This is a genomic window from Pseudarthrobacter equi, from assembly GCF_900105535.1.
Lineage (GTDB): Bacteria > Actinomycetota > Actinomycetes > Actinomycetales > Micrococcaceae > Arthrobacter > Arthrobacter equi.
This window is the reverse complement of record NZ_LT629779.1, coordinates 4,266,014-4,289,567: the sequence shown is the minus strand read 5'-3', so window position 1 is coordinate 4,289,567 and position 23,554 is coordinate 4,266,014. Positions and strand designations below refer to the sequence as shown.

The following is a 23,554-nucleotide window of genomic DNA, read 5'->3' as shown; positions in this document are numbered from 1 at the left end:
ACGAGTGCTTGGATACTGTGGTGCAACAAGGTTTACTAGTAGCTAACACCAACCCGGACAGGAATGTTTCGATGACAAGTGTCGCAACCCCTGCTGTAACCCCCGCGGGGGAGTTCACCACTCCCGCACGCACAGAGCCGCTGGCAGCCCGCCCGGAAACTCCCGCCGACGCGCCCACCATCTCCCTCGCGGACATTGCCCGCGCCCACAACGTCCGCTTCCTCCTGGCCACCTTCGTGGACATGACCGGCAAGCCCTGCGCCAAGCTGGTCCCGGTGGAAGCTGCCGGCGAACTCGAAAAAGGTGCCATGGGCTTCGCCGGCTACGCCGCGGGCCTCATCGGCCAGAAGCCCCAGGACGCGGACCTCATCGCCGTCCCGGACCTCACGTCCTTCACCCCCGTACCCTTCATCAAAGAGGGCCTGGCCATCATCCACTGCGATCCGCACGTCAACGGCAAGCCCTGGCCCTACGCTCCGCGCGTCATCCTCAAGAACGCCCTGGGGCGCCTCGCGGACCAGGGCATGCAGGCCAAGGTGGGTGCGGAGGTGGAGTACTTCCTGGTCAACAGGAACGACGACGGGACGCTGAGCACCGCCGACGCCCGCGACGATTCGCCCCGGCCCTGCTACGACGCCCGCGGTGTCACGCGCATGTACGAACACCTGACCGCCATCTCCGAGGCGATGAACAGCCTCGGCTGGGGCAACTACGCCAACGACCACGAGGACGCCGCCGGCCAGTTCGAGCAGAACTTCAATTACGCAGATGCCCTCACTACGGCCGACCGCGTGGTCTCGCTCCGCTACATCCTGAACATCCTGGCCGAACAGCGCGGCATGACCGCCACCTTCATGCCCAAGCCGTTCACGGACCGCACCGGCACCGGCCTGCATTTCCACCTCTCCCTATGGTCGGACAGCAACGCACTGTTCCCGGGAGCGGGAGATACAGCGGACGACGGCGGACGCGGCCTGGGGCTGTCCGGCCTCGCCTATTCGTTCATCGGCGGGATCCTGGACCACGCGCCGGCGCTGCAGGCCTTCCTCGCCCCCACGGTGAATTCCTACAAGCGCACAGGAGCCACCACCAGCTCGTCCGGCGCCACCTGGTCCCCGCGGAAGGCATCGTACGGCGGCAATGACCGCACCCACATGATCCGCGTGCCGGACAACAAGAGGATCGAACTGCGCTCCGGCGACGGGTCCGCCAACCCGTACCTGGCCATCGCTGCAACGGTTGCCGCAGGCCTGGACGGGGTGGAAAGGTCGATCGACCCGGGCACGCCGTCCGGCCCGGGGGAGTCCAGGCCGGACGCCCACCTCCTGCCCGCCACGCTGCTTCACGCCGTCGAAGCCCTCCGCAGGGATCCGGTCATCCTGGCCAGCCTCAGCGGCGACGCGGCCATCGGCGCCTACTACGCCGACGCCAAGGAAGACGAGTTCCTCAGCTGGCACAACCAGGTCAGCGACTGGGAAATCCGGACCTACCTCACGTCGATCTAGCCAGTCGCCGATCCAGCCCTCCACCACGCCACCAAGAACCCAAGCAAAGGACTTTCCATGTGCGGAATCGCCGCGCTGCAGCTGCGCAATCCCTCGCTGCACCCCCAGATGGGCAGCCTGCTGTCCTCGATGCTCTGCCAGATCGTGGACCGCGGCCCGGACTCCGCCGGCCTCGCCGTCTACAACACGCCGGGCCTGGTCTCCCCGGGCACCTCCACGCTGAGCCTTCTCGGCCGGGACCAGGGGATTACGACGGCGGCACTCACCGCGGACGTCGCGGCGCTCCTCGCCGGCGTGCTTCCAGCCGATGCGGCAGCAGCCGTGCAGGTGGTGGGCGACACCACCCTGGTCAGCGCCGCCGTCGGGACGGACCTGCTGGTGAAGGCCGTCACTGAAACCGTGCCCGGCGCCACCATCATTGGCCGGGGCGAGCACGTGGCGGTGATGAAGAGCGTGGGCCACCCCATGGAGATCGCCGCCGAGCACGGGCTGGAAGGGATGGCCGGCAGCCAGGGCCTTTCCCACACCCGGATGGCCACCGAATCGGCCGTCACAGCGGGCGGCTCGCACCCGTTCTCCGTGGCCGACGATCTCTGCCTGGTGCACAACGGCTCCTTCTCCAACCACGCCACCGTCCGCCGGAGCCTCAAGCGTGAAGGCGTGGTGTTCGACTCCGAGAACGACACCGAGGTGGGCGCCCGCTACGTCGCCTCCCGGCTGAAACAGGGCGACACCCTCGAGGAAGCACTGGTGAACCTGGGCAAGGTCCTGGACGGCTTCTACACCCTTGTGGTTACCACTGCGGACAGCATGGCAGTGGTCCGCGACCCCATCGCCTGCAAGCCGGCCATCATCGCCGAAACCGATGACTACGTGGCCATGGCCTCCGAATACCGCGCCCTGGCCGCCCTGCCCGGCATCGACAACGCCCGCATCTTTGAACCGGAACCCGGAAAGGTCTACACATGGTCACTCTGACAGCCCCCGAAGCACCTGCTCCCGCACTGGAGGCCCCCACAGTGGTGGACCTCGCCGATGCACCGGTCCGCAGCCTGAACCAGGACCTGCACAACGCCGTGGACGGCCAGTCCTGGACCATCACTAACCCGGGCGGCAAGCACAGCCTCGCGGTCGGCATCAACGCCGACGTCACCGTGACCATCGAAGGCCATGCCGGTTACTACGCCGCCGGGATGCACCAGAAGGGCAGCGTCACCGTCACCGGCAATGCCGGCGTGGGGCTGGCCGAGAACATCATGTCCGGCACGGTCCACGTACAGGGCGATGCCTCCCAGTCCGCTGCCGCCACCGGCCACGGCGGCCTGGTGGTCATCGACGGCAACGCCGGTGCACGCTGCGGCATCTCGATGAAGGGCGTGGACATCGTGGTGGGCGGCAACATCGGCCACATGTCCGCATTCATGGCCCAGGCCGGCCGCCTGGTGGTCTGCGGCGACGCCGGCGATGCCCTGGGTGACTCGATCTACGAGGCCCGGATTTACGTCAAGGGCGTCGTAGCCTCCCTGGGTGCCGACTGCATCGAAAAGCCGGTCCGCGAAGAACATCTCGCAGAACTCGCCGAACTCCTCGAAGCCGCCGGCCGCACCGACAACCCGGCCGATTTCAAACGCTACGGCTCCGCCCGGAACCTCTACCACTTCCACGTCGACAACTCGACCGCCTACTAGGAGGCCCCCGTGACCATTACCTCCCTCCCCGCACCCGCGCAGGGCCCCGCAGGCGCCGCCGCCAACGTCCCAGCTTCGGATATCGCTGAGCTCGGTCTCCGCGAGTCCGCCACCTTTGACCGCGCCACCATCGCCGACATCCAGCGCGCCGCTGCCACCGGCGTCTACGACATCCGCGGCTGGGGCGCCAAGCGCAAGGTCCCGCACTTCGACGACCTGCTCTTCCTCGGCGCCTCGATGTCCCGCTACCCGCTGGAGGGCTACCGCGAAAAGTGCGATACCGACGTCGTCCTCGGAGACCGGCACGCGTCACGCCCGCTGCACCTGCAGACCCCGGTGACCATCGCCGGCATGAGCTTCGGCGCCCTGTCCGCCAACGCCAAGGAAGCGCTGGGCCGCGGCGCCAGCGAGGTGGGCACCTCCACCACCACGGGCGACGGCGGCATGACGCCTGAGGAGCGCGGCCAGTCCAAGCACCTGGTGTACCAGTACCTGCCATCCCGCTACGGCATGAACCCGGACGACCTCCGGAAGGCCGACGCCATCGAGATCGTGCTGGGCCAGGGCGCCAAACCCGGCGGCGGCGGCATGCTCCTCGGCCAGAAGATCACCGAACGGGTGGCCGGGATGCGCACCCTGCCCGTGGGCATCGACCAGCGCTCCGCCAGCCGCCACCCGGACTGGACCGGCCCGGACGACCTCGAAATCAAGATCGGCGAGCTGCGCGAAATCACCGACTGGAAGACCCCCATCTACGTCAAGATCGGCGCATCCCGGCCGTATTACGACACCGCGCTCGCCGTGAAATCCGGCGCTGACGTGGTGGTCCTCGACGGCATGCAGGGCGGCACCGCCGCAACGCAGCAGGTGTTCATCGAAAACGTCGGCATCCCCACCCTCGCCGCCATCCCGCAGTCCGTCCAGGCGCTGCAGGAACTCGGCATGCACCGCAAGGTCCAGCTGATCGTCTCCGGCGGCATCCGCACCGGCGCCGACGTCGCCAAGGCCATGGCCCTGGGCGCGGACGCCGTGGCCATCGGCACCGCCGCCCTGATCGCCCTGGGCGACAACGATCCCCGCTACGCCGCCGAATACGCCCGGTTGTGCTCCGCCGCCGGGTTCTATGACGACTTCCAGGACGGCCGCGACCCCGCCGGCATCACCACCCAGGACCCGGAGCTCTCGTCCCGGCTGGACCCGGTGGCCGCCGGAAAGCGGCTGGCCAACTACCTCCGCGTCCTCACCATGGAAGCCCAGACCATCGCCCGCGCCTGCGGCAAGTCCCACCTGCACAACCTGGAACCCGAGGACCTGGTGGCATTGACCATCGAGGCCTCCGCCATGGCCCGCGTGCCGCTGGCCGGCACCAGCTGGATTCCCGGCGTGCAGGGAAACTTCTGATGGCAGGCGGAGCCACTGGCGGCCCATCCGGTGACCCCGCCGGGTTTGCCGGCGAGGCGCCCGGCCTGTCGGACTATGTGGTGGTTGGCGCCGGCCTGGCCGGTGCCGCCACTGCCTGGCAGCTGGCCGCCCGCGGGCACCAGGTCACGCTGCTGGAGCGTGACGTTCCGGCTGCCCATGATGCCAGCTCCCACGGCTCCGCCCGGATCTTCCGCTATGCCTACCCGGACCCGTTCTACACGCACGCCGTGCTGGACTCGAAAGCACTCTGGGACGGGCTGGCCGCCGAGACGGGAACCGAACTGATCACACCCTTCGGGGCGGTGGACTACGGCCCCACGCGGCAGCCGGCACTGCTGGCCGGCGTCCTGGCCGGGGCCGGGATCGACCACGAGCTGCTCTCCGCCGCTGAAGCGCGCAGCCGCTGGCCGCAGATCGCGTTCGATACCGAGGTCCTCTGGCACCCCGGCGCGGGCGTGATCGACGCCGAAACCTCGGTCAACGCGATGGTGGCGCTCGCGGTCCGGCACGGTGCCCGGGTGTTGACCGGCTGGACCCTGGAACGGGTGGAACGCCTGGGCAGCGGTCCCGGCGCCGTGTACCGGCTGCACTCCGCCACGGGTGGAACGCTCGACGCCGGCAACGTGGTGATCAGCGCCGGCGGCTGGCTGCCACGGCTGCTTGACTCCCTGCCGCTGCCGGCCGGGTTCCTCGCCGGCCTGCCGGAATTCACGGTCCGCCAGGAGCAGGCCTTCCACTTCAGGTACCGGGAGGACTTCGGTTTTTCCGCCACCAACTGGCCCACCTTCATCCACAAGGCCGCGGACATCCAGGCCTACGGGCTCCCCGGTGGCCGCGACGCCGGATTCGCCGGCCAGAAGGTGGCCGAATACAACGGCGGACCGCTGATCCCGTCGGCCGCAGACCAGACCGGCCGGGTGGACCCCGCCAACCGCACCCGCGTGGTGGACTACGTCAGCCGTTACCTGCCCGGCTTGGACCCCGAGCCGTACGCCGAAACCACCTGCCTGTTCACCAACACCCCCACCGAGGACTTCCTCATCGACCGGGCGGACAACCTCACCGTCGTCTCGCCCTGCTCCGGGCACGGCGCCAAATTCGCCCCGCTGATCGGACAGTGGGCAGCCGATCTGGCCACCGGCGCAGGGGCCGTCCCGGACCGGTTCCGCGGCGCCACCTTGCCAGCACTCACCACGTAGAACGGATCCCCGTGAGCCTTCCCCAGACAGCACCCGCACCGCCTGCGGTGCCCGCCGAAACTGCCGGCGCACCCACCGTTGCCGGCCTCCTGAAGGAGATTTCCGACGTTGGACGCGACAGGACCCGTGGCGGCTATTCCCGCCCGGTGTTTTCCACCGCCGAAACGGACCTGCGGAGCTGGTTCATCGAGCAGGCCTCCCGGCGCGGGCTGGACGTCCACACGGATGCCAACGGCATCATCTGGGCCTGGTGGGACACGGCCACGGGCGTGCGGAAGGACGCCGTGGCCACCGGCAGCCACCTCGACTCCGTCCCCGGCGGCGGCGAGTACGACGGCCCCCTGGGGGTCGCCTCGGCCCTCATCGCCGTCGACCACCTCAAGGCCCGGAAATTCCGGCCGCGGCGGCCGCTGGCCATCGCGGTGTTCCCGGAGGAGGAGGGCTCGCGGTTCGGCATTGCCTGCCTGGGCTCGCGGCTCCTCACGGGCGAACTCGATCCCAACAAGGCCCGCAACCTCCGTGACCCGGACGGCAACACGTACGCCGACGTCGCAGCAGCCAGCGGACAGGACCCGCGGTTCATCGGCGCTGACTACAAGGCGCTGCAGCAGCTGGGGATGTTCGTTGAGCTGCACGTGGAGCAGGGCAGGGGCCTGATCGACCTGGACCAGCCGGTGGCGGTTGGCTCGTCCATCCTGGGCCACGGCCGCTGGAAACTGGCCATCTCCGGCGAAGGGAACCACGCCGGCACCACGCTCATGAAGGACCGCAGGGACCCCATGATCGCGGCCGCCAAGGTGGTGGTGGGCATCCGCGACACCGCCCGCAAGTACCGTGACGCCCGTGCCACGGTGGGCCGGCTGCAGCCCGTTCCCGGCGGCACCAACGTCATCGCGTCCCGGGTGGACCTGTGGATCGACGTCCGGCACCCGGAGGATTCGGTCACCGCCGCGCTGGTGGAGGCCATCGGGTTGAACGCCCAGGTCCTCGCCGCCGGGGAAGGCTGTTCCGCCAGCCTCACCATGGAGTCGCTGAGCCCCACGGTGCATTTCGACGGCGGCCTCCGGGACCGGCTGCAGCAGCTCCTGCCTGCCGCGCCGGTGCTGGCCACCGGTGCAGGGCACGACGCCGGTGTGCTGGCGGCGCACCTGCCCACGGCCATGCTGTTCGTCCGTAACCCCACCGGCATTTCGCATTCACCCGACGAACTGGTGGAGGACCGGGACGCCGAGGCAGGCGCCGTTGCCCTGGCGGACTCCCTGGCCGGGCTCCTGGGCGAGGCCCGCACCATTGGCTAGCTCCGGCGTCGTACTCCGGAGCCCGCGCGGCCCGCCTAAGATGGCAACCATGACCGAACAGGCCGGGGACCGCGCAGATGACCAGCAGGCCGAGGCCGTCGCAGACCAGGTCACCGGGAAGCTGGAGCAGGTCATCGCCGCGCAGGTCCGGCACTACCGCACCGCGGCCGGTCTCTCCTCGGCTGAACTCGCGGCCCGCACGGGACTGTCCAAGGCCATGATCTCGCGGGTGGAAACCGCCACCACCTCCTGTTCCCTGACCACCCTGCAGCGGCTGGCGGACGGGCTGAAAGTCCCCGTCACGGCGCTGTTCCGCGGTGCGGACACGGACCGGGACGCCACGTTCACCAAGAGCGGCCAGGGCAGCCTGACGGTCCGCAGCGGAACCCAGCACGGCCACGAATACCGTGTGCTGGGAACCCTCAAGGGCCGCACCGACGCGCTGGAACCAACGCTGGTGACCCTCACGGACGCCAGCGACGTGTTTCCGCTGTTCCAGCACCCGGGCACCGAGTTCATCTACATGCTCTCGGGCCGGATGGTCTACGGCCACGGCTCCTACGAATACGCCATGGAAGCCGGCGATTCCCTGCTGCTGGACGGGGAAGGACCCCACGGTCCGCTGGAGCTGCTGGACCTCCCCATCAGCTTCCTGGCCGTCTCCGCAAAGTAGCTCGCGGCCGCGTCCAAAACCCCCGCAATTCCGGGCTTTCTGGCCTGCCCTGTTACTCCTGAAACTCGCGCGTGGATGACTGAAACCAGCATTTAACACGCCCGAAACCCAGCCCGAAATGCCCGCCTTACAGTTGGATCACGACGGCAAACTGCCGCCCTCCGCTGAAGATGGCACAGACCCCGCGTCCCTTCCGCCGGAGCGGTTCTGACGGCAAAATTTCCGTTCTCTTCGTCGCATCACGAAAGGGGTTTCCCATGGATTCGGGAAATGTCGCTTGGATATTGGCCAGCTCGGCACTGGTCTGCATGATGATTCCCGCCCTCGCACTCTTTTACGGGGGCATGGTGGGCTCGCGCCGCATTCTCAACATGATGATGATGTGCTTTGGCGGCGCCAGCCTGGTGGCCGTCCTCTGGGCACTCTTCGGGTACTCAATGGCCTTCGGAAACTCCGTGGGCGGGCTGGGGCTGATCGGTGACGTCACCGAGTTCCCCGGCATGGGACAGCTGATGGCCGAGGATAAGGAGGCGTCCATCCCGGTCATCCTGTTCGCCGCGTTCCAGCTGTTCTTCGCCTGCGTCACCACTGCGCTGGTTGCCGGTGCCGCCGCGGGCCGCATGAAGTTCGGCGCCTGGATGGTGTTCGCCGGCATCTGGGCCACCGTCGTCTACTTCCCCATTGCGCACTGGGTGTTCGCGTTCAATTCCGCGGACGGCAGCACGGTGGGCGGCTGGATCGCCAACGGCATCAAGGCCATCGACTTCGCCGGCGGCACCGCGGTGCACATGAACGCCGGCGCAGCTGCCCTGGCCCTGGCCCTTGTCCTCGGCAAGAGCTCCGGCTGGCCCAAGGTGGAACACGCCAAGCCGCACAGCCGGCCGCTGGTCCTGGTGGGCGCGGGCCTGCTGTGGGTGGGCTGGTTCGGCTTCAACGCGGGCTCGGCCCTTTCCGCCGGACACTCGGCGTCGGTGGTCTTCCTGAACACGGCCGTGGCCGCGTCCGCCGGCCTGCTGGCCTGGGCCCTTGTTGAGCGGTTCCGACACGGCTCCGCCACCAGCATGGGCGCAGCGTCCGGCCTGATCTCGGCGCTCGTTGCCATTACCCCCGCCTGTGGCTCGGTCAGCCCGCTCGGTGCCGTGGCCATCGGTGCGATTGCAGGCGCTGTCTGCTCGCTGGCCATCGAACTGAAGTTCCGGCTGGGCTTCGACGACTCGCTCGACGTCGTCGGCGTCCACCTGGTGGGCGGCATCCTGGGTACCCTGCTGATCGGCCTCTTCGCCACCGACGCCGCCCCCAACGGGGTCAGCGGCCTCTTCTACGGCGGCGGGTTCGAACTGCTCGGAGTCCAGGCCCTCGCCACCGTCACGGTGCTGGCCTACTCGTTCGGCATCACCTGGCTCCTGGCCAAGATCCTGGACAAGACGATGGGCGGCCTCCGCATCAAGCCCGAGGACGAACTGCGCGGCATCGACCTCGCAGCCCACTCCGAGCTGGCCTACCTGACGGACGAGGACCCGGTGGACCTGGGCTCGCCGCAGCGGGTCTAACCCCGGCCCGTCACCTACCGGAAAGCAAAGCTGCCGGGCCCGCCTGCTGGGGGCGGTGTCCGGTAAACCCTCACTCCGTGAGGTGCAATCCAGAGCACGAGTCAGGGCCAAACCTTGGACCGGTGCCGGCAGGATTCTGCCGGCTTATAGTTCCAGGGTTTGGCCCTTCGTTGTGCCCGGCGCAACGCGGAAGTTTCAGTGTTCGGTGCACACCAGGACGCCGTCACGGACTTCCAGCACCGCGGCGCGGACGTGGCTCAGGCGGGTGCGCGGGTCCGGCGCCATGGTGCCAATGTCCTCACCGCCCCAGTGCGGGTGCGTAAAGTAGACCAGCAGCGCCTGCTGCGCGCCGCCGTCGTACGTTCCTGCTGCAGGCGGAACGGGTAGCGGCACCACGTCCGCATGGCGTCCGACGACGGGCCGCCCGTCCACGGTTTCCGGCGCCGTGAGGATCAGCCCGCCCAGGTGTTCCTGCCGGATCCAGGCGCCGGCGGCATCTTCGGAACGGTAGACGGCCTGGCCGCGCCATTCGTCCACGATCATCCAGTAGCTGCCGCCCAGCCGGAAGACCTTGGGTCCCTCGTGCGGGCGCCCGGGGATCGCCACGCCTTCAAGGACCCACGACGCCGGGTCTTCCGGGGTGTCGCTGACCGCGCTGCAGGTGTTCGAACCGCGGGTCTCGTCCTTGTACCAGAGCCGGTAGCGGCCGTCCCCGCACCGGGCCACGGCGGCGTCGATGACCCTGGGGGAGTCGAGGTCGATGGGGCCGAGGTACTCCCAGTGGTTGAGGTCCCGGCTGGCGAACTGGACGATTTCGGCTTTCCCCGTCCAGTCCGTGCGCCGTCCGCCGAGTACGGAAAGGTACATGATCCACAGGTCCCCGATGCGGACGACGTCGGGCGCCCAGAGGGTTGCCGGCAGTTCCGTTCCGGGCGGGATGAGCCCCTCCGCGGTGCCCTGATAGCGCCAGGTTTCGCCGCCGTCGGACGATCTCGCAACGCCGATGCCGGTCCCGTGGACCCATTCCACGCCGCTCAGTCCCGGAGCGGTGGCGCGGCGCTGGGTGTAGAACAGCACCCACTCATTGGCCAGGTGGTCGGCCACCAGGACGGGATCGGTGGGGCCGTCCCAAACGGGGTCGAGGTAGGGGACCGTGAAGGCGTCAGGGCTCAGGTGCGGCAGGGCCTGCGGGGCCGGCGCATCAGGGACAAGTTGCTCGGCCTGCTGTGGCTGGGGCACTTTTTCTCCAACGTTGTAGTTTTCGGCTGGATACCAGCATAGACGGCGATTTCGGACGCGTGAATGCGTTGGCGCTGCGCAGGTTCGCTGACGCTGGGCAGATCCGGGCCGCGAAACCGGATCTGCGCATCGAAGTTGGGCTTACGTGTCGAGAGTGCGCCGGCGCGAGCCTACTCCTTGAACAGCCCCGCCAGGTCCTCGGCTGTGATGGCACCGCCGGACAGGGCATCGCCCTCCATGACGTCGGCGAACAGCTGCGACTTCCGGGTCTTCAGCGCCATGACCTTCTCCTCGATGGTGTCCTTGGCGACGAGCCGGTACACCATCACGTTCCGGGCCTGGCCGATCCTGTGGGTCCGGTCCACGGCCTGGGCCTCCGACGCCGGGTTCCACCACGGATCGAGCAGGAAGACGTAGTCGGCTTCGGTGAGGTTGAGCCCGAATCCGCCGGCCTTCAGCGAGATCAGGAACACCGGTGCCCTGCCGTTCTTGAATTCGCTGACCACGTCGGCACGGTTCCGGGTGCCGCCGTCGAGGTAGCAGTACTCGATCTCCTCCTCGTCCAGCCGCTCCCGGACCTTCCCCAGGAAACCGGTGAACTGGCTGAAGATCAGGGCCCGGTGCCCCTCAGCCACCAGGTCCTCGAGCTGCTCGAACAGCACATCCAGCTTGCTCGACCGGACCGCGGACAAAGCAGGGTCCACCAGCGAGACGTCCAGGCTCAGCTGCCGCAGCAGCGTCAGCGACTGGAAGATGGTGAACCTGTTCTTGTTGACGTCCTCGATCAGCCCCAGGATCTTCTGCCGCTCGCGCTGCAGGTGCGTCTGGTAGACCTTCTGGTGCCGCGGGTTCAGCACCACTTCCAGGATCTGTTCCTGCTTGGGCGGCAGGTCCTTGATCACCTGGTCCTTGGTGCGCCGCATCATCAGTGGGCGGACCCGGCGCCGCAGCTTCTCCAGCTGGCCCTTGTCGCCGTTCTTTTCCACCGGTTTCTGGTAGTACTCCGCGAAGCGCTTGGGGCTGGAGAACAGGCCGGGGGCCACGATGGACGTCAGCGCCCAGAACTCCATCAGGTTGTTCTCCAGCGGGGTACCGGTGATGGCCAGCTTGAACGCCGCCGGCAGCTTCCGGGCGCACTGGTACGCCTTGGACTGGTGGTTCTTCACAAACTGCGCCTCATCCAGCACCAGCCCGGACCACTCGCGCGAGGCATACGACTCGTAATCGATCCGGAACAGCGCGTAGGAGGTAATCACGACGTCGGCGCCGCCCAAGGCATCCGCCACGTCCTGCCCGCTCTTGGCGAAAGTTTCGCCCACGGTGCGGACGGTGAGGCCAGGGGCGAAGCGCGCGGCTTCGAGCGCCCAGTTGCCCACCACGCTGGTGGGGGCCACCACCAGGAAGGGCGCGGCGGCGGCGGGCCTGGCTTCCGCAGGCTGCGCACCCGGGGTGCCAGTGCCGACGTCGGACGAGCCGTCGACAGCCGCCGAAGCCAAGTCCCCCGGAACCGAAGCCCCCGAAACCGCGGTCTCCGAATCCGAAGCGTCCGGTACCGAATCTTCGAGTAGCGCCGCAGCGGCCTCGACGGCGAGTTCCTTCGCCGCGCACATCAGGGCGAGCGCCTGCACGGTTTTGCCCAAGCCCATGTCGTCCGCGAGGACCCCGCCCAGGCTGTGCTTGTACAGGAAGCTGAGCCAGTTGAACCCTTCGAGCTGGTATGGGCGCAGCTCGGCGTTCAGGGAGGCGGGCAGCGGCAGCCCGTCCATGCCGCCCTCCAGCAGGCCGCCCACCGCGGAGCGCCACGTGGCCGCCTGCTGGTCCACGATTCCCAGCTGCGCCAGCTCATCCCAGAGGCCTGCCTGGAACCGGCTGATCTGCAGCGGCGCGTCCTTGTTGTCCTGCAGCGAACGGGCCTCTTCGATGAGGGCGCGAAGCTGGTGCAGTTCCGGCAGGTCCAGGGAGAAGTACGCGCCGCTGGGCAACAGCATTTTGGTCTGCCCGGAAGCCAATGCGGAGAACACGGCGGCGAAGGACACCGGCTGGCCCTCCAGCGAAATCTGGATGCCGAGGTCGAACCAGTCGCGCTGCTCGGTGGCCTTGGTGGAGATGGATACCACCGGCGCTTCCTCGGCTTCGCGGTAGTCCGCGATGTCCCCGGCCGTTTCCACGTCCACGTCCCGTGCTTCGCGCAGCCGCGGCAGCACCTCCTCGGTGAAGGCGAGGGTGTCCAGCCCCTTGAGCTCGGCGGAGGCCGCCAGCCGGGGTGTGCCCCAGCCGCCCGTGGAGGACTCGCCCAGCGCGGCCACAACGTTCCACGGCTGCCCGATGCCTTCCAGGATGCGGGACTCCGCGGTGTCGTCCCGGTAGCCCTGGTCTCCCGGGTGGCGCCACAGGGGCTGGGCCGTCACGTGGTTGCCGCTCTTGTAATGCCATTCCCAGTGCAGCCGGACCCGGTGGTCGTTGCCGTAGTTCGCCAGCAGGGACAGTGAAGGAACGGCCAGCGTGGGCAGCTCCACCGATTCGTCCCGGGCCGTTACCCGCGCGGTCTGCTTCAGCTTGGGGTAGAAGCCGGTGAGGAACCTGGATTCGTCCTTGGCCGGGATGTGCAGCGTGCTGCCTGCCGTGACGAACGCCAGCAATTCCTCGCTGAGCCCGCCCTCCAGGGGTGCCAGCGTGAGGACGCCGTCCGGATCGGGAACGCCCGGCAACGATGCCTCCCCGGTGGTGAAGAAAATCCCGTGCGCGGGCCGGCCAATGGTCCCGGCGGCCGCCGGATCGATCTCTTCGCCCTCCACGGTGATGGTGGGCGCCAGCTCCAGGCCGCCGTCGGACGTACTGCCGGGGCTGGCGGGTTCCGGCTGTTCCGATCCCGCGAGCGGAGTGCCGTAGCGGCTGAGGGAAAGCGCGACGGCGGCAGGCGCCTCGGCGAGCCGCACGGGCTCAGAGCCTCGCGAGTTGACCAGAACGAGCCCGATCTTCCCGGCGTCGGCCAGCAGGCTCCACAGGTTCTTCCCCGAGTAGGAGTTCAGTCCCAGCCACAGCCCGGAGGCGTTGTGCATCCGGCTGGCCGCCGCCGAGTGTGATGCCAGGAATTCCTGCAGCCACTCCACGTGTTCCTGGTTCGATTCCCGCCGGAAGTTCAGGTAGTTCAGGGTGTTCCAGGAGACGTCGCCGCGGATCCACTTGCCTTTGGCGCCCATGATCACGGGCCGGGCCTTGAGTTGCCGGACGCTGCGCACCGGGTCCCGCCGGCCGGTGTAGGAGAAGTGCGGGGCCGGTTCTTCAACCTCGAACTGCAGCGCCAGCGGCACCCCGCTGCCCGCAGGAGCCGATCCCGGCTTGGCAATCAGCGGGTTGAGGGCCTGCTCCCAGTCGGACAGGACGGCCCCGCCGGGCTGGTGCGAGACCTGCGTGGAACTTGACGGGGCCAGCAACTGGACCCGTGTGGCCGGGTTGTCTTCAGCCGCGAACAGCAGGGCGGCAACGTGCTTGCAGTCTTTCCGCACCGGGCAACTGCACACACCCACCGTGCAGCTCCAGCCGCCGCCCTTGCGGACCAGCTTGGCGGTGGTGGAATACGGGGTGTCCGCGCTTCCCCGGACCTTGCCCAGCATGAGCCCGGTGCCGGCGTCGAACGATATCCCGGTGACCCGGCTGCCCATGGCATAGGCAAGCCCGGCCGCGAGCGAGCGGTCGTTGATGGCGGGGGTCTGTATTGCCAGTGCCGCACTCTCGTCCGGTTGGGATGGCATGGTGCGCGCTACTTTCAGCAGCCCACGGAAGGGCCGGGTCCGTCGGGTGGTTATCTGATCCATCTTAGTTCGCCCGGCAGCCCGGCCGTGCCGCGGCCCCGGCACCTGCCTCCCATGAAAACTTCGCCGGACGTTCATGTCCCCCTCCACGGGGCGGCAGTTTTGCGGACGTAGCGTGAAAATGTCCGCAGCACCAGCCAGCAGTGAGGGATTCCATGATCACCACCCAGCAGCCCGTCGTCCTGACCAGCAGCAGCATCGAAGCAAGTGATGAGGAAGCCGTAGCGGCCAACGTCAGCGTGGTGGATGCCATGCACACCGCGCACCTGGCTACTGATGAAATGTCGCCTGTTGCCGTCCGCAGCTACTACGTGGATTTCTACCTCACCCAGGCGTTGGAGGGCGGGTTCGCGCAGTACGCCTTCATGTCCGTTGACCGCAGCGAAACGGACACCCTCATCCGGGAGGGCATGGCCGGCATGGGCGCCACAGCGCACCTTGACCTGTTCAACCGCGCAGTGGAAGCCTACGGGGACCTGTCCGAAGAGGATGCGGAGCACTACCTGGACGGACCGCTGGATGACGATGACGAGGTGCCGGCCGGGGTCGTCGCCATGGAAGAGCTCGACGGCGAGTTCGAGGAACTGCTGGAACGGGAGAACATCACGGCCCTGAACGCGGCGTGGCTGCGCGGTCAGGCGGACCTGCTGGTCCTCGACGACGAAGAGGTGGGCCCCTACATCCAGCAGCTCGCCGCCCAGATCCCGGACCTGGCCGAGCGCCAGGCCAGGGCGGCAGAGGAAGCCCTGGAGGACGCCCCCGACTTCGAAATCATCATCCGTGAACTGTGCAGCATCGCCGGCTACGAGCTGGCCAGGATCACCATGGGCGACCCCAACTACGTGCACGACGGCGAAAAGACCCTCGCGTGGTACTTCAGCACCGACCACGGCGACTTCCTCATGGTCGAGGAGGATGACGAAGCCTTCATGATCAACCCCGAAACCCAGGAGATCGTGGCGGCCGTGGAGTTCGAAGAGGCTGACGCCGGGCTGGTCGAAGCGTAGGACAGGCCTGCCTGTCCTGCTTACGGCCGTTGAGCGTCGGGGGCCCGCATCCGCTGTCACGCAGCAGCGAATGCGGGCCCTTCCCGTCAAAAAAACGGCTGACCGGCGCTCCGAAACCGGGCTTCCGGAAAAACTTTCACAGCACCCGTAACCTTTCCGGACCGTCCGGCGATGTAGGAGGTGATGGGCCCGCCCGGCGGGCCCGAACCACAAAGTGTTGTCTACGTTTTGGAGTGTCTTATGTCGTTGTTCACCGTTCTCGCAACCAGCAAAGTCGCCGCCGGAGTCCTGGCAGCAGGCACCCTGGCCGTAGGCGGAACCGGCGCAGCCGCCGCTTCCGGTGTCCTCCCCGCCGAAGCCCAGCAGACCGCGCACGAACTCTTCGGCGCTCCGGCTCCGAAGCTGGCCGCCAACGCCGCTTCCGACGCTCTTGAAGGCACCGCCGGCGCCGCAGCCAACACTGGTGCTGAAGACGTCAAGGCTGCCGCTGATTCCACGGCGAAGGCAACAGCCTCCGCAGACGCAACTGCTTCCGCTGACGCCGACGCCGAGGTCAGCGAGGACAGCGTTGCTGCCAAGGGCTCCGCTTCCGCCGCCGCCAACTCCGCCGTGGACGCCGCAGGTGCCGCAGCAATCGGCCTTTGCACCGCCTTCACCCACGGTGGCCTGAACGCTTCTTCCGAGGGCTTCTCCTCGCTGAAGCTCGCCGCCGACGGCGAAGCCAACATCGAGAGCTACTGCACCGACGTCGCGGCCGACGCCGATGCCGCAGCAAAGGCTGCCGCGTCCGCCAACGGTTCCGCCGCCGTCGACGCCCACCGCCCGGAACTCCCGGCCGTTCCCACCGTGCCGGCTGTTCCTGCTGTTCCCGCCGTCCCCGGCGTTGACGACGCCCCCAAGGTTCCGGCTGTGCCCGCAGTTCCCGCCATTCCGGGCAACAGCGTAGACGTACCTTCCGTTTCCGCCCGCTAGCAGCAGTTGGCTAGGGTGGACTGCGGGAAACGGCCTTTGCCGCCTGCCCCCGCAGTCCACCGCGGCTGGTAAGCCGCAGCCGGGGCAACGCGCCGGCAGCCTGCAGATGGAACCGGGAAGGGCGTGCGCACGCCGTTCCCGGAATGGAGGAGCCGCTGGTGCTGGACACGTTGGCCCACGCAGAAACCGAAGAATTCGAGAACACAGCCGGAGCAGATCCCGCTGTGTTGTTTGCTGCTGCCTACCGGTCCTTCGCCGGCCCGGTCCAGGGTTACCTCACAGCGCGCGGCGTCGATGATCCCGAGGCCGTGACCCAGGACGTCTTCCTGGCCTTCTACCCCAGGATCGAAAGCCTCACGGGCGGCCTGCAGGGCGCCAAATCCTTGATCTTCTCCATCGCTCACGCCCGCATGGTGGACCACTACCGCCGGCTGGAGCGCAGGCCGCTGCTGACGCCCTACGATCCCCACGACGACGCCCGGACATCCCCGTCCGCGGAGGACCACGCGGTGGAACTCACCGGAGGGGCGGCCGCCATGCTCGAAGGGCTGGCCGATGAACACCAGGAAGTCCTGGCCCTCCGCATCGTGGCGGACCTGTCCATCGAACAGGTGGCCGCCATCATGGGCAAGAGCGCCGGAGCCATCAAGCAGCTCCAGCGCAGGGCCCTCCAAAACCTCAAGGCACAGACGCTCAAAAGAAACCAGGCGAATCATGAGTGACACCGCAGGATCCCGCAGTGAAGGATTCGTTGACCAGCTGCTGCTCGAGGCGGACCTGGACGACGACGGCCAGCTCCGCCCCGCCCTTTTGCAGCTCCGCGCCCTGGGCGCCGAAGTTCCCGAGCCCTCGGCCGCCGTCGCAGCGCTGCTCGAGCGTGCCCGCACTGCCGGTTCCAGCGAAACCGCTGCTGAGGCTGCTTCCCCGGCTGAACCCGCCGCGGCGGATTCCCCTGCCGCCGTGGCCGATGCCCCGCATGGCGCCACCGGCTCACCCGGCGACGAGCTTGCCGGGCGGCGCCGGGCGAAGGGCCGGGCTGCCCTCACCGCGCTGACCCTGGGCGTCACCCTGACCGCCGGCGGCGCTGTTGCTGCCGCGTCCGATCAGGGCATCCGCGATTCGTTCACCCACCTCAACCACGCCGTGACCTCCTTCGTCACGGGATCCGGGCCCGCCGGACAACGGCAGGCCCCCGTACCCCCGGCGCATCCGGGGGAACCGGCGGCGCCTGCCCCGGCCACGCCGGTGAGCCCGGCCGCGGTGCCCACGGCACCTGCGCAGGCTGAGGCACGTGCCGGGGCGCCGGCGTCGGACGCTCCCGCTGTTCCGGAAGGCATCCCGTCTCCGGCCGCGACACCGGGCAATCCTGCTGGCGTGCCCGGGCCAGGGTCATTGCCCACGGCCGTCCCCACGGAGGTCACGGACAGGCTGCCCCAGCGGCCGCAGGTGCCACTGCCGGAAGTGCCGCAGCTTCCGCTGCCCACAACACTTCCTGCAGCCCCCCACCACTAGGCGCCTGCAGCCCGTCTCTGTGCCTGAGGCTGATCAGTCCGCCCCTAATAGGCGGCGCCGCTGGCCGTCTGGATCATGCTGCCGGACGGGTTTGCCAAGTACCAGACGTTGTTGACGCCCTGGCCGAGGACATCGCCTGGCTTGGTGTCCTTGGCGAAGTAGTACAGCGGCATGCCTTCAAGCGTGACCTGTTGCTTGCCGTCCGCCGTGGTGATGGTGCCCAGCTTTCCTGTCACGCCGTCGGCCGACGGTGTGGAGGACGTGGTGGTCAGCGGCGGCCACGCCTTCAGGCAGGCATCAGCACACGCACTGGTACCTGAGTCCTTGGTGTCCTTCGTGAAGAAATAGACGCTCATGCCTTTGGCATCCACAACGATGGTGCCCGCGCTGGAGGACTCCGTTTTGAGGTCGACGGCGGCACTCGAGGTACCGGTGGAGGTGGCGGAAGGCGCCGCGGACGTGGCCGGGGCGCTGGCCGTGCCGGCCGGGGTGGAAGCCGGCGTGGTTCCGCTGCTTCCGCCGCAGGCGGCCAGTGCAGCAGTGAGGGCCAAAATGGCGAAACCTGCACCCAAACGGGATTTCATGGTTGCTCCTTTGCTGGTGTCCGGCGTCGGATCACCGGACGCTAACCGGTATGACGCCTCCGGGTGAAGAATGGTTCAAGGCGGTGGCAAAACAGGGTAGGCCCGTGCGGTTGAACCATTTGCCCGGAAACGGCGTCTGAATGGACAAACAGCGGATGAACGCGGGCAGGAGGATGGGATGCCGCTCGACGAGGATGCGGTGGAGTCCCTCTACCGTGAACACGGCACGGCGCTGCGGCGGTTCGTGCTCAGTGCATCGCGGGACCCGCAGCTGGCCGAGGACGTGGTGCAGGAAACCGTGTTGCGCGTCTGGCAGCAGGCACCTGACATCAACGGCAGCATCCGCAGCTACCTCTACCGGACGGCCAGGAACATCATGATCGACAACTACCGGCGCGCCCAGCGCCGCCCCGCCGAAACGCTGGAGGGCGAGCCAACCCGCCAGGCCGGGGTTATGGAGCGCGTGGACGGCCTGCTGAACCGGGTGCTGATCGAGGAGGCCCTCTTGCGCCTCAGCAAGGAACACCGGGACGTCCTGGTGGCGCTGCACTACCGCCGCTTCACGGTCAACGAGGCCGCCGCCCAGCTCAATATCCCCAGCGGCACCGTGAAGTCCCGCGCCTACTACGCCGTGCGGGCCCTGCGGACTATCCTCGACGAGATGGGGGTGGAACCATGACCTCGGACCCCCACCACCTGCTGGGTGCCTACCTGTTGGGCGGGCTCGACGCCGGAGACACGGCAGTGTTCGAATCGCACCTGGCGCAGTGCCGCGAATGCCGGGACGAACTGGCCGGGTTGGAGACACTCCCCGCGCTGCTCGACGCCCTTCCCGTGCCGGACGCCCTGGCCCTCACGTCGGTTCCCGGCGCCACGGAATCCGGTGTCGCGGAGCCCGGTGCCAGTGAGCCTAGTTTCAAGGAGCCCGGTGTCATGGAGCCAGTGCCTGCGGCCGGGCTGGCGGACGCCTTGCCGGCAGCCTTTCCCCGCCCGGCCGCGGACCAGGTTCCCGCTTCGCAGCCGCTGCTGCACGAACTTGCGCGCCGTCGCCGGACATTGCGACGGCGGTGGGTAGCGCTCGCCGGCGCGGCCGCCGCTGCCTGCCTTGCGGTTGGCCTCGCCGTGGGACCGCTGCTGGTGCGGGCGCCGCAGCCTGATGCCACCTACTCGGTGCAGTCCGGTGGAGGGCTGCAGTTCCGCATCGACCTGGCCCGGAAGACCTGGGGAACCGAACTGGCGGTGAACGGCAGCAGCCTGCCGTCCGACGGGACGCTCTCGCTGTGGGTCAGGGACCGCGACGGCGGCGAGGACCGCGCCTGCGCCTGGACGGCCACGCCCAGCGGCCGGGTCAAGGTCACCGGCGCCACGCCGATCCAGCTGGGCAGGATCTCCAGTGTGGAATTGCGGGACGGGACGCAGCAGGCGGTCGCCGTCATCACCGTTCCCTAGGCGGTCCGGTCGTGGAGTTCCCGGAACTCCGCCTGGAGGCCGGCGTCCTCGCACGCCCGTGCGAACGCCTCGATCCGCTTTTCGATCTCCCGGCCCAGCAGCCAGGTGCCGATCCTTTCCATCAGCGGCCGCAGCAGCGCCGGGCGGCAGGAAAAGGTGTACTTCCACACGGCCCGGGTGCCGCCGTCGTCCGCGGTGAAGCGCCAGCCCCCGCCGAAGTTTTCGAAGAACCAGGGCCCGGCCACCATGGTCATCCCCACGTTGCGGGGCGGCGAATAGGAGACGTATTCGCTGACCATCACCAGGCCAGGGCGGGACCGCGTCCGGGTCCTGACCCCCTTGCCGGCCTGGGCCGCTCCGTCCAGGAAGCCCTGCGCGGAGATGAACGGGTCCCATTTCAAGCGGAAGGAACCCGTGGTCTGGGAGAAAGCGAAGGCCGTCTCTGGATCGGTGCGGATATGGCGTTCAGCGCGTACCTGGGGCATGGTCCAACCCTAGCGACACGCGCAGCAACCCCCGGCCGCGCCGGCCCGGATCTTCGAGGCGGCCATGCCCGGCCACCTCAAGTACGTCCTGCCGGACTACTTGATCATCCGGGCGATCTTGGCCCGCACGATCATGTACACGCCGTAGCAAATCAGCCCTGCCCCCACCGCAGCCAGGAGGTAGACCCCCAGGGGCTGGTCCCGCAGGCCGCGCAGGCCGCCGTCCAGGCCTGTGGATTGTTCAGGATGGGATTGCCACGCGGCAATGGCGATCAGCAGCCCGGTCAGCAACAGCACCGTTCCCTTGGCCACGTAGCCTGCCACGCCCAGCACCGTGACGGCGGTCCTGGCGGTGGGATTGCTGGGCAGTACCAGGTGCTTTTCGAACGATTTCCGCAGCCCGCGGATGGCGTACACGACGCCGGTGACGGCGATGGCGGTCCCCAGCAGTACCAGCAGGGCGACGCCGCCCGGGGCCTTCATCAGCGAGAAAGTCAGGTCGCTGGCGGCTTTTCGGTTGTCGCCATCGGAACCGGTGCCCATGGCAAAGGACATCAGCGTCAGGGCCATGCCGGCGAACACCACGGCCTGCGCTGCGGCCTTGGCCTTGTTGGCGGCCTTCTGCTTGGTGGGAAGGTGGGTGTAGTCGAAGATCGCATCGCTGGCCTGCCAGATGGCCAGGGCAGCGCAGGCGGCGAAACTGGCCCACAGCAGGAACGGTCCGGCCGGCTGGGTGGCCAGCTCGGCCACGGCACCGCTGAAGTCCGCGCTGCCGGTTCCGCCGGTGGCCAGGCGGATGGCAATGGCACCCACCAGGAGGTGCAGTATGCCGCTGGCCGCGAATCCCGCCCTGGCCAGCACTTCCAGTGCCCGTGAGTTGGTGACGGTTTCAGCGGCATCGGCGGCCTGCTTGAGTTCTCTTTTGATGGCAGTTCCTTTTGTGCATGCGCCGGGCGGCGGCGCTGTGGTTCACCGGTAGGCGTGCCCCACATAAGGTAATCGTGCCACGGGTCCGGGTGATGGGGAGGGATCCCCATCGCCCCGGTCCGGCGGTTGTGCAACCATAAGCTTCAGCGATTCACACTCACCGCGAACCACCCGGGGGAACACCATGACTTTTTACGGCGCTGACGTCAGCCAGCTGCGGGCGCTGGCCAAGGCAGTGGACCAGGCCGCCTCCCTGCTGAGCAGCCGCGCAGGTTCGCTGCAGGGCCAGATCCAGTCCGCACCGTGGAAAGGGGCCGACGGCGCCCGTTTCCGCCAGGACTGGAGCTCCAGCCACCGGCCCAACCTGGAGAAGGTGGTCTCCAGCCTCCGGGCCAACTCCAAGATCCTGATGAAGCACGCGGACGAGCAGGAGAAATCCTCCAACTCTTCCGGCGGAGGCGGCGGGGGCGGCACCTGGGACAAGATCAAGTCCCTGGCCGGGCAGGCGCGGGACTGGCTGCAGGAGCAGGCAGCGGCCGCAGCGGCAGCGGCCGAGCACCGCAAGGAACTTGAGTCAGGCCTGGACAAGATGCTCAACGCCAGCCCCGAGGAGCAGGCCAAGTGGTGGGCAAGCCTCTCCGAGGCGGACCGGAAGTACCTGATCGAGGGCGAAGGCGAAAACGGCCCCTTCGCCAAAGACCTCATGCGCATGGACGGCGGCATTCCCGAGTCCGCGCAGCAGCTGGCCAAGGAACACCTGCAGGAACTGGCCAAAGCGGACATTCCGGTCTACACGGAGACCGGCAAAGCCTCCATCGAAGCCCGCGTCGCCTGGGTGCACGGCGGTGCCGAAGTGGGCACCGAGGTGGTGGAGAACGCTGACGGTTCCGCCACCATGAAGGTCTACGGAAACATGGGCCTGGGCGTCAACGACACCTCGGGCACGGCCGGCGTCACCCTGAGCGGCGAAGTCTCCCGCGAGTACAAGTTCGGCAGCGTGGAGGAAGCCATGGCTGCGCGGGCCCAGATGTACCGGGACCTGCCGCCGGACAGCATCGGCGACATCAAGGACGTCGCCGGCAACCCGCCCGGCTACGTCCTGGACACCATCAACGATGCCGCCGGGGACAACGGCTCAACCGGCCAGACGGACAAGGCCAAGGGCACGCTGTCCCTCGAGGCAGAGGGCGAGAGCGGGGCAGCCTCCGGTTCAGCCAAGCTGGACCTCTCCTACGAACGGAACCTCACGGACGGCACGGCCACCGCCAGCGGCGAAGTGTCAGCCCAGGGCAAGCTCAACCTGGACGGTCGGACGTTCGAAGCCTCCGGCAAGGGTGGCCTGCAGGTCAACATGGACAAAGGCAATAACATCGATTCCGTGACGGTCTCGATGGAAGGCACCGTGGCGCAGGGCGTTACCGAGGGAACCGACGTGAAGGCGGCCAAGGTGGAATCCTCCGTGTCCGCGGGAACCCAGGGCACCGTGAAGATCAACGTGGACTACACCCCGGAGAACCGGGCAGTGGTGGACAGCTACCTGCGCAACGTCGCCCTGGGCAACGACTACGGTGCAGCGCGTGACGCCGCCAAGCTGTACGAGGCCGGCTCGGCCACCGTCCAGGTCAACAGCGTGGTAACCGCCTCCAACGAGGCCGGCTTCGACGTGAAGCTGGGCGAGGTGGAGGTCAAGACCGAGAGTTCGGCCACCACCAACGTGTCCACGTACTATAAGGTCCCCAACGACACCAAGCTCGAGAGGCTCTGAACCCATGTCAGTGCACATCGAATCCCCGCTGGGGTTTACCGCAGACTTCCCCGAGTACACCCAGGTCCTGGATGATTCCAGCGCCGGTCCCAACACGGAGCAATACGGCCTGCTGGGCGGAGTCCTGGTCACCGTCATCAAGGACGACAACTCGGTGCAGGACGCGCCGCAGGCCACGGGCTGGGCGCACCTGATGGCAGGGTTCTACCTGGAGGAGCGCGGCGGAACACTGCTGGCTGAAGGCGAGCTCGGCCTGCCGGGCAAGTCCGCGTACGCCGTGGTGGCTGGCTACAGCGACGCACAGGGATCACCCAAAGTAGCAGCGACCGTAGGCGTGCTGGAAAACGGCCGGTTCATCGGCGTCGTGGTGATCTGGCCCTACGCCAGCCCCGAAGCGGAGCCGCGCCTGGACCTGCTCAAGGACGTCGTCTCCGCCATCAACGTCAGCTGAATCGTTCGGCCGGCGC

The 23,554-nt window shown here is 68.1% G+C and carries 21 protein-coding genes; 16 read left to right on the top strand and 5 right to left on the bottom strand.

The features are described 5' to 3' along the window. Positions 1 to 71 precede the first annotated feature (71 nt). From glnT to BLT71_RS19520, 8 genes are all read left to right on the top strand, one after another. Positions 72 to 1,505: a type III glutamate--ammonia ligase gene (gene glnT, locus BLT71_RS19555; RefSeq protein ID WP_197676723.1), complete on the top strand. Its 1,434-nt coding sequence runs from the start codon at positions 72 to 74 to the stop codon at positions 1,503 to 1,505. A gap of 57 nt (positions 1,506 to 1,562) precedes the next feature. Beyond that, on the top strand, positions 1,563 to 2,483 hold the full coding sequence (locus BLT71_RS19550; RefSeq protein WP_091723498.1) for a class II glutamine amidotransferase domain-containing protein: 921 nt from the start codon (positions 1,563 to 1,565) through the stop codon (positions 2,481 to 2,483). Beyond that, positions 2,471 to 3,193 carry a GltB/FmdC/FwdC-like GXGXG domain-containing protein gene (locus BLT71_RS19545; RefSeq protein ID WP_091723497.1) on the top strand — a complete coding sequence of 241 codons (723 nt, stop codon included), beginning with the start codon at positions 2,471 to 2,473 and terminating at the stop codon, positions 3,191 to 3,193. The genes BLT71_RS19550 and BLT71_RS19545 overlap by 13 nt, the downstream gene beginning before the upstream one ends. Positions 3,194 to 3,202: 9 nt before the next feature. Continuing rightward, complete coding sequence (locus tag BLT71_RS19540) at positions 3,203 to 4,594, top strand: FMN-binding glutamate synthase family protein (protein WP_197676722.1); 1,392 nt, start codon at positions 3,203 to 3,205, stop codon at positions 4,592 to 4,594. Next, a complete protein-coding gene (locus BLT71_RS19535) occupies positions 4,594 to 5,814 on the top strand; it encodes an FAD-dependent oxidoreductase (protein ID WP_231994382.1) in 1,221 nt (406 codons plus the stop codon). The genes BLT71_RS19540 and BLT71_RS19535 overlap by 1 nt, the downstream gene beginning before the upstream one ends. Before the next feature lie 11 nt (positions 5,815 to 5,825). Beyond that, entirely contained in the window at positions 5,826 to 7,112 is a 1,287-nt protein-coding gene (locus BLT71_RS19530; RefSeq protein WP_091723495.1) for an allantoate amidohydrolase, read from the top strand. Positions 7,113 to 7,161: 49 nt separating this feature from the next. Continuing rightward, positions 7,162 to 7,785, top strand: coding sequence for a helix-turn-helix domain-containing protein (locus BLT71_RS19525; protein WP_091724209.1), 624 nt, complete (start codon positions 7,162 to 7,164; stop codon positions 7,783 to 7,785). Between the two features lie 257 nt (positions 7,786 to 8,042). Continuing rightward, positions 8,043 to 9,335 carry an ammonium transporter gene (locus tag BLT71_RS19520; RefSeq protein WP_091723494.1) on the top strand — a complete coding sequence of 431 codons (1,293 nt, stop codon included), beginning with the start codon at positions 8,043 to 8,045 and terminating at the stop codon, positions 9,333 to 9,335. A gap of 195 nt (positions 9,336 to 9,530) precedes the next feature. Here the strand turns inward: BLT71_RS19520 and BLT71_RS19515 are convergent, their stop codons facing one another. Together BLT71_RS19515 and BLT71_RS19510 are read right to left on the bottom strand one after the other, a co-directional pair. Then, on the bottom strand, positions 9,531 to 10,574 hold the full coding sequence (locus tag BLT71_RS19515; protein WP_091723492.1) for a glycoside hydrolase family protein: 1,044 nt from the start codon (positions 10,572 to 10,574) through the stop codon (positions 9,531 to 9,533). Between the two features lie 170 nt (positions 10,575 to 10,744). Beyond that, on the bottom strand, positions 10,745 to 14,326 hold the full coding sequence (locus tag BLT71_RS19510) for a DEAD/DEAH box helicase (RefSeq protein WP_091723491.1): 3,582 nt from the start codon (positions 14,324 to 14,326) through the stop codon (positions 10,745 to 10,747). Positions 14,327 to 14,541: 215 nt separating this feature from the next. Between BLT71_RS19510 and BLT71_RS19505 the strand changes: the two genes are divergently transcribed. The 4 genes from BLT71_RS19505 to BLT71_RS19490 all read left to right on the top strand — a co-directional run bounded on the left by BLT71_RS19505 (position 14,542) and on the right by BLT71_RS19490 (position 17,877). Beyond that, positions 14,542 to 15,393, top strand: a complete 852-nt coding sequence (locus BLT71_RS19505) for a DMP19 family protein (protein WP_091723489.1) — start codon at positions 14,542 to 14,544, stop codon at positions 15,391 to 15,393. A gap of 240 nt (positions 15,394 to 15,633) precedes the next feature. Beyond that, on the top strand, positions 15,634 to 16,365 hold the full coding sequence (locus tag BLT71_RS19500) for a protein tyrosine phosphatase (RefSeq protein ID WP_091723487.1): 732 nt from the start codon (positions 15,634 to 15,636) through the stop codon (positions 16,363 to 16,365). A gap of 143 nt (positions 16,366 to 16,508) precedes the next feature. Further along, the gene (locus BLT71_RS19495) at positions 16,509 to 17,087 is read left to right on the top strand and encodes an RNA polymerase sigma factor (RefSeq protein ID WP_091723486.1); all 579 of its coding nucleotides are present in this window, start codon (positions 16,509 to 16,511) and stop codon (positions 17,085 to 17,087) included. Next, positions 17,080 to 17,877: a hypothetical protein gene (locus BLT71_RS19490; protein WP_091723484.1), complete on the top strand. Its 798-nt coding sequence runs from the start codon at positions 17,080 to 17,082 to the stop codon at positions 17,875 to 17,877. Before BLT71_RS19495 ends, BLT71_RS19490 begins: the two co-directional genes overlap by 8 nt. A gap of 44 nt (positions 17,878 to 17,921) precedes the next feature. Here the strand turns inward: BLT71_RS19490 and BLT71_RS19485 are convergent, their stop codons facing one another. Next, positions 17,922 to 18,461, bottom strand: a complete 540-nt coding sequence (locus tag BLT71_RS19485; protein ID WP_091723482.1) for a COG4315 family predicted lipoprotein — start codon at positions 18,459 to 18,461, stop codon at positions 17,922 to 17,924. A gap of 178 nt (positions 18,462 to 18,639) precedes the next feature. Between BLT71_RS19485 and BLT71_RS19480 the strand changes: the two genes are divergently transcribed. Beyond that, positions 18,640 to 19,140 (top strand): sigma-70 family RNA polymerase sigma factor, encoded by a 501-nt coding sequence (locus BLT71_RS19480; protein WP_091723480.1) that lies wholly within the window; start codon positions 18,640 to 18,642, stop codon positions 19,138 to 19,140. Further along, positions 19,137 to 19,910, top strand: a complete 774-nt coding sequence (locus tag BLT71_RS19475) for a zf-HC2 domain-containing protein (RefSeq protein WP_091723478.1) — start codon at positions 19,137 to 19,139, stop codon at positions 19,908 to 19,910. Before BLT71_RS19480 ends, BLT71_RS19475 begins: the two co-directional genes overlap by 4 nt. Here BLT71_RS19475 and BLT71_RS19470 read toward each other — a convergent pair. Both BLT71_RS19470 and BLT71_RS19465 read right to left on the bottom strand, forming a co-directional pair. Further along, a complete protein-coding gene (locus BLT71_RS19470) occupies positions 19,907 to 20,395 on the bottom strand; it encodes an SRPBCC family protein (protein WP_091723476.1) in 489 nt (162 codons plus the stop codon). The two genes, BLT71_RS19475 and BLT71_RS19470, sit on opposite strands and share 4 nt — an antisense overlap. Before the next feature lie 96 nt (positions 20,396 to 20,491). After that, positions 20,492 to 21,322 carry a DUF1206 domain-containing protein gene (locus BLT71_RS19465; protein WP_091723474.1) on the bottom strand — a complete coding sequence of 277 codons (831 nt, stop codon included), beginning with the start codon at positions 21,320 to 21,322 and terminating at the stop codon, positions 20,492 to 20,494. A 184-nt stretch (positions 21,323 to 21,506) separates the two neighbouring features. Between BLT71_RS19465 and BLT71_RS19460 the strand changes: the two genes are divergently transcribed. Together BLT71_RS19460 and BLT71_RS19455 are read left to right on the top strand one after the other, a co-directional pair. After that, positions 21,507 to 23,087 (top strand): fimbrial protein, encoded by a 1,581-nt coding sequence (locus tag BLT71_RS19460; RefSeq protein ID WP_091723473.1) that lies wholly within the window; start codon positions 21,507 to 21,509, stop codon positions 23,085 to 23,087. Between the two features lie 4 nt (positions 23,088 to 23,091). Continuing rightward, positions 23,092 to 23,538 carry a hypothetical protein gene (locus tag BLT71_RS19455; RefSeq protein WP_091723471.1) on the top strand — a complete coding sequence of 149 codons (447 nt, stop codon included), beginning with the start codon at positions 23,092 to 23,094 and terminating at the stop codon, positions 23,536 to 23,538. The last annotated feature ends 16 nt before the right edge of the window (positions 23,539 to 23,554 follow it).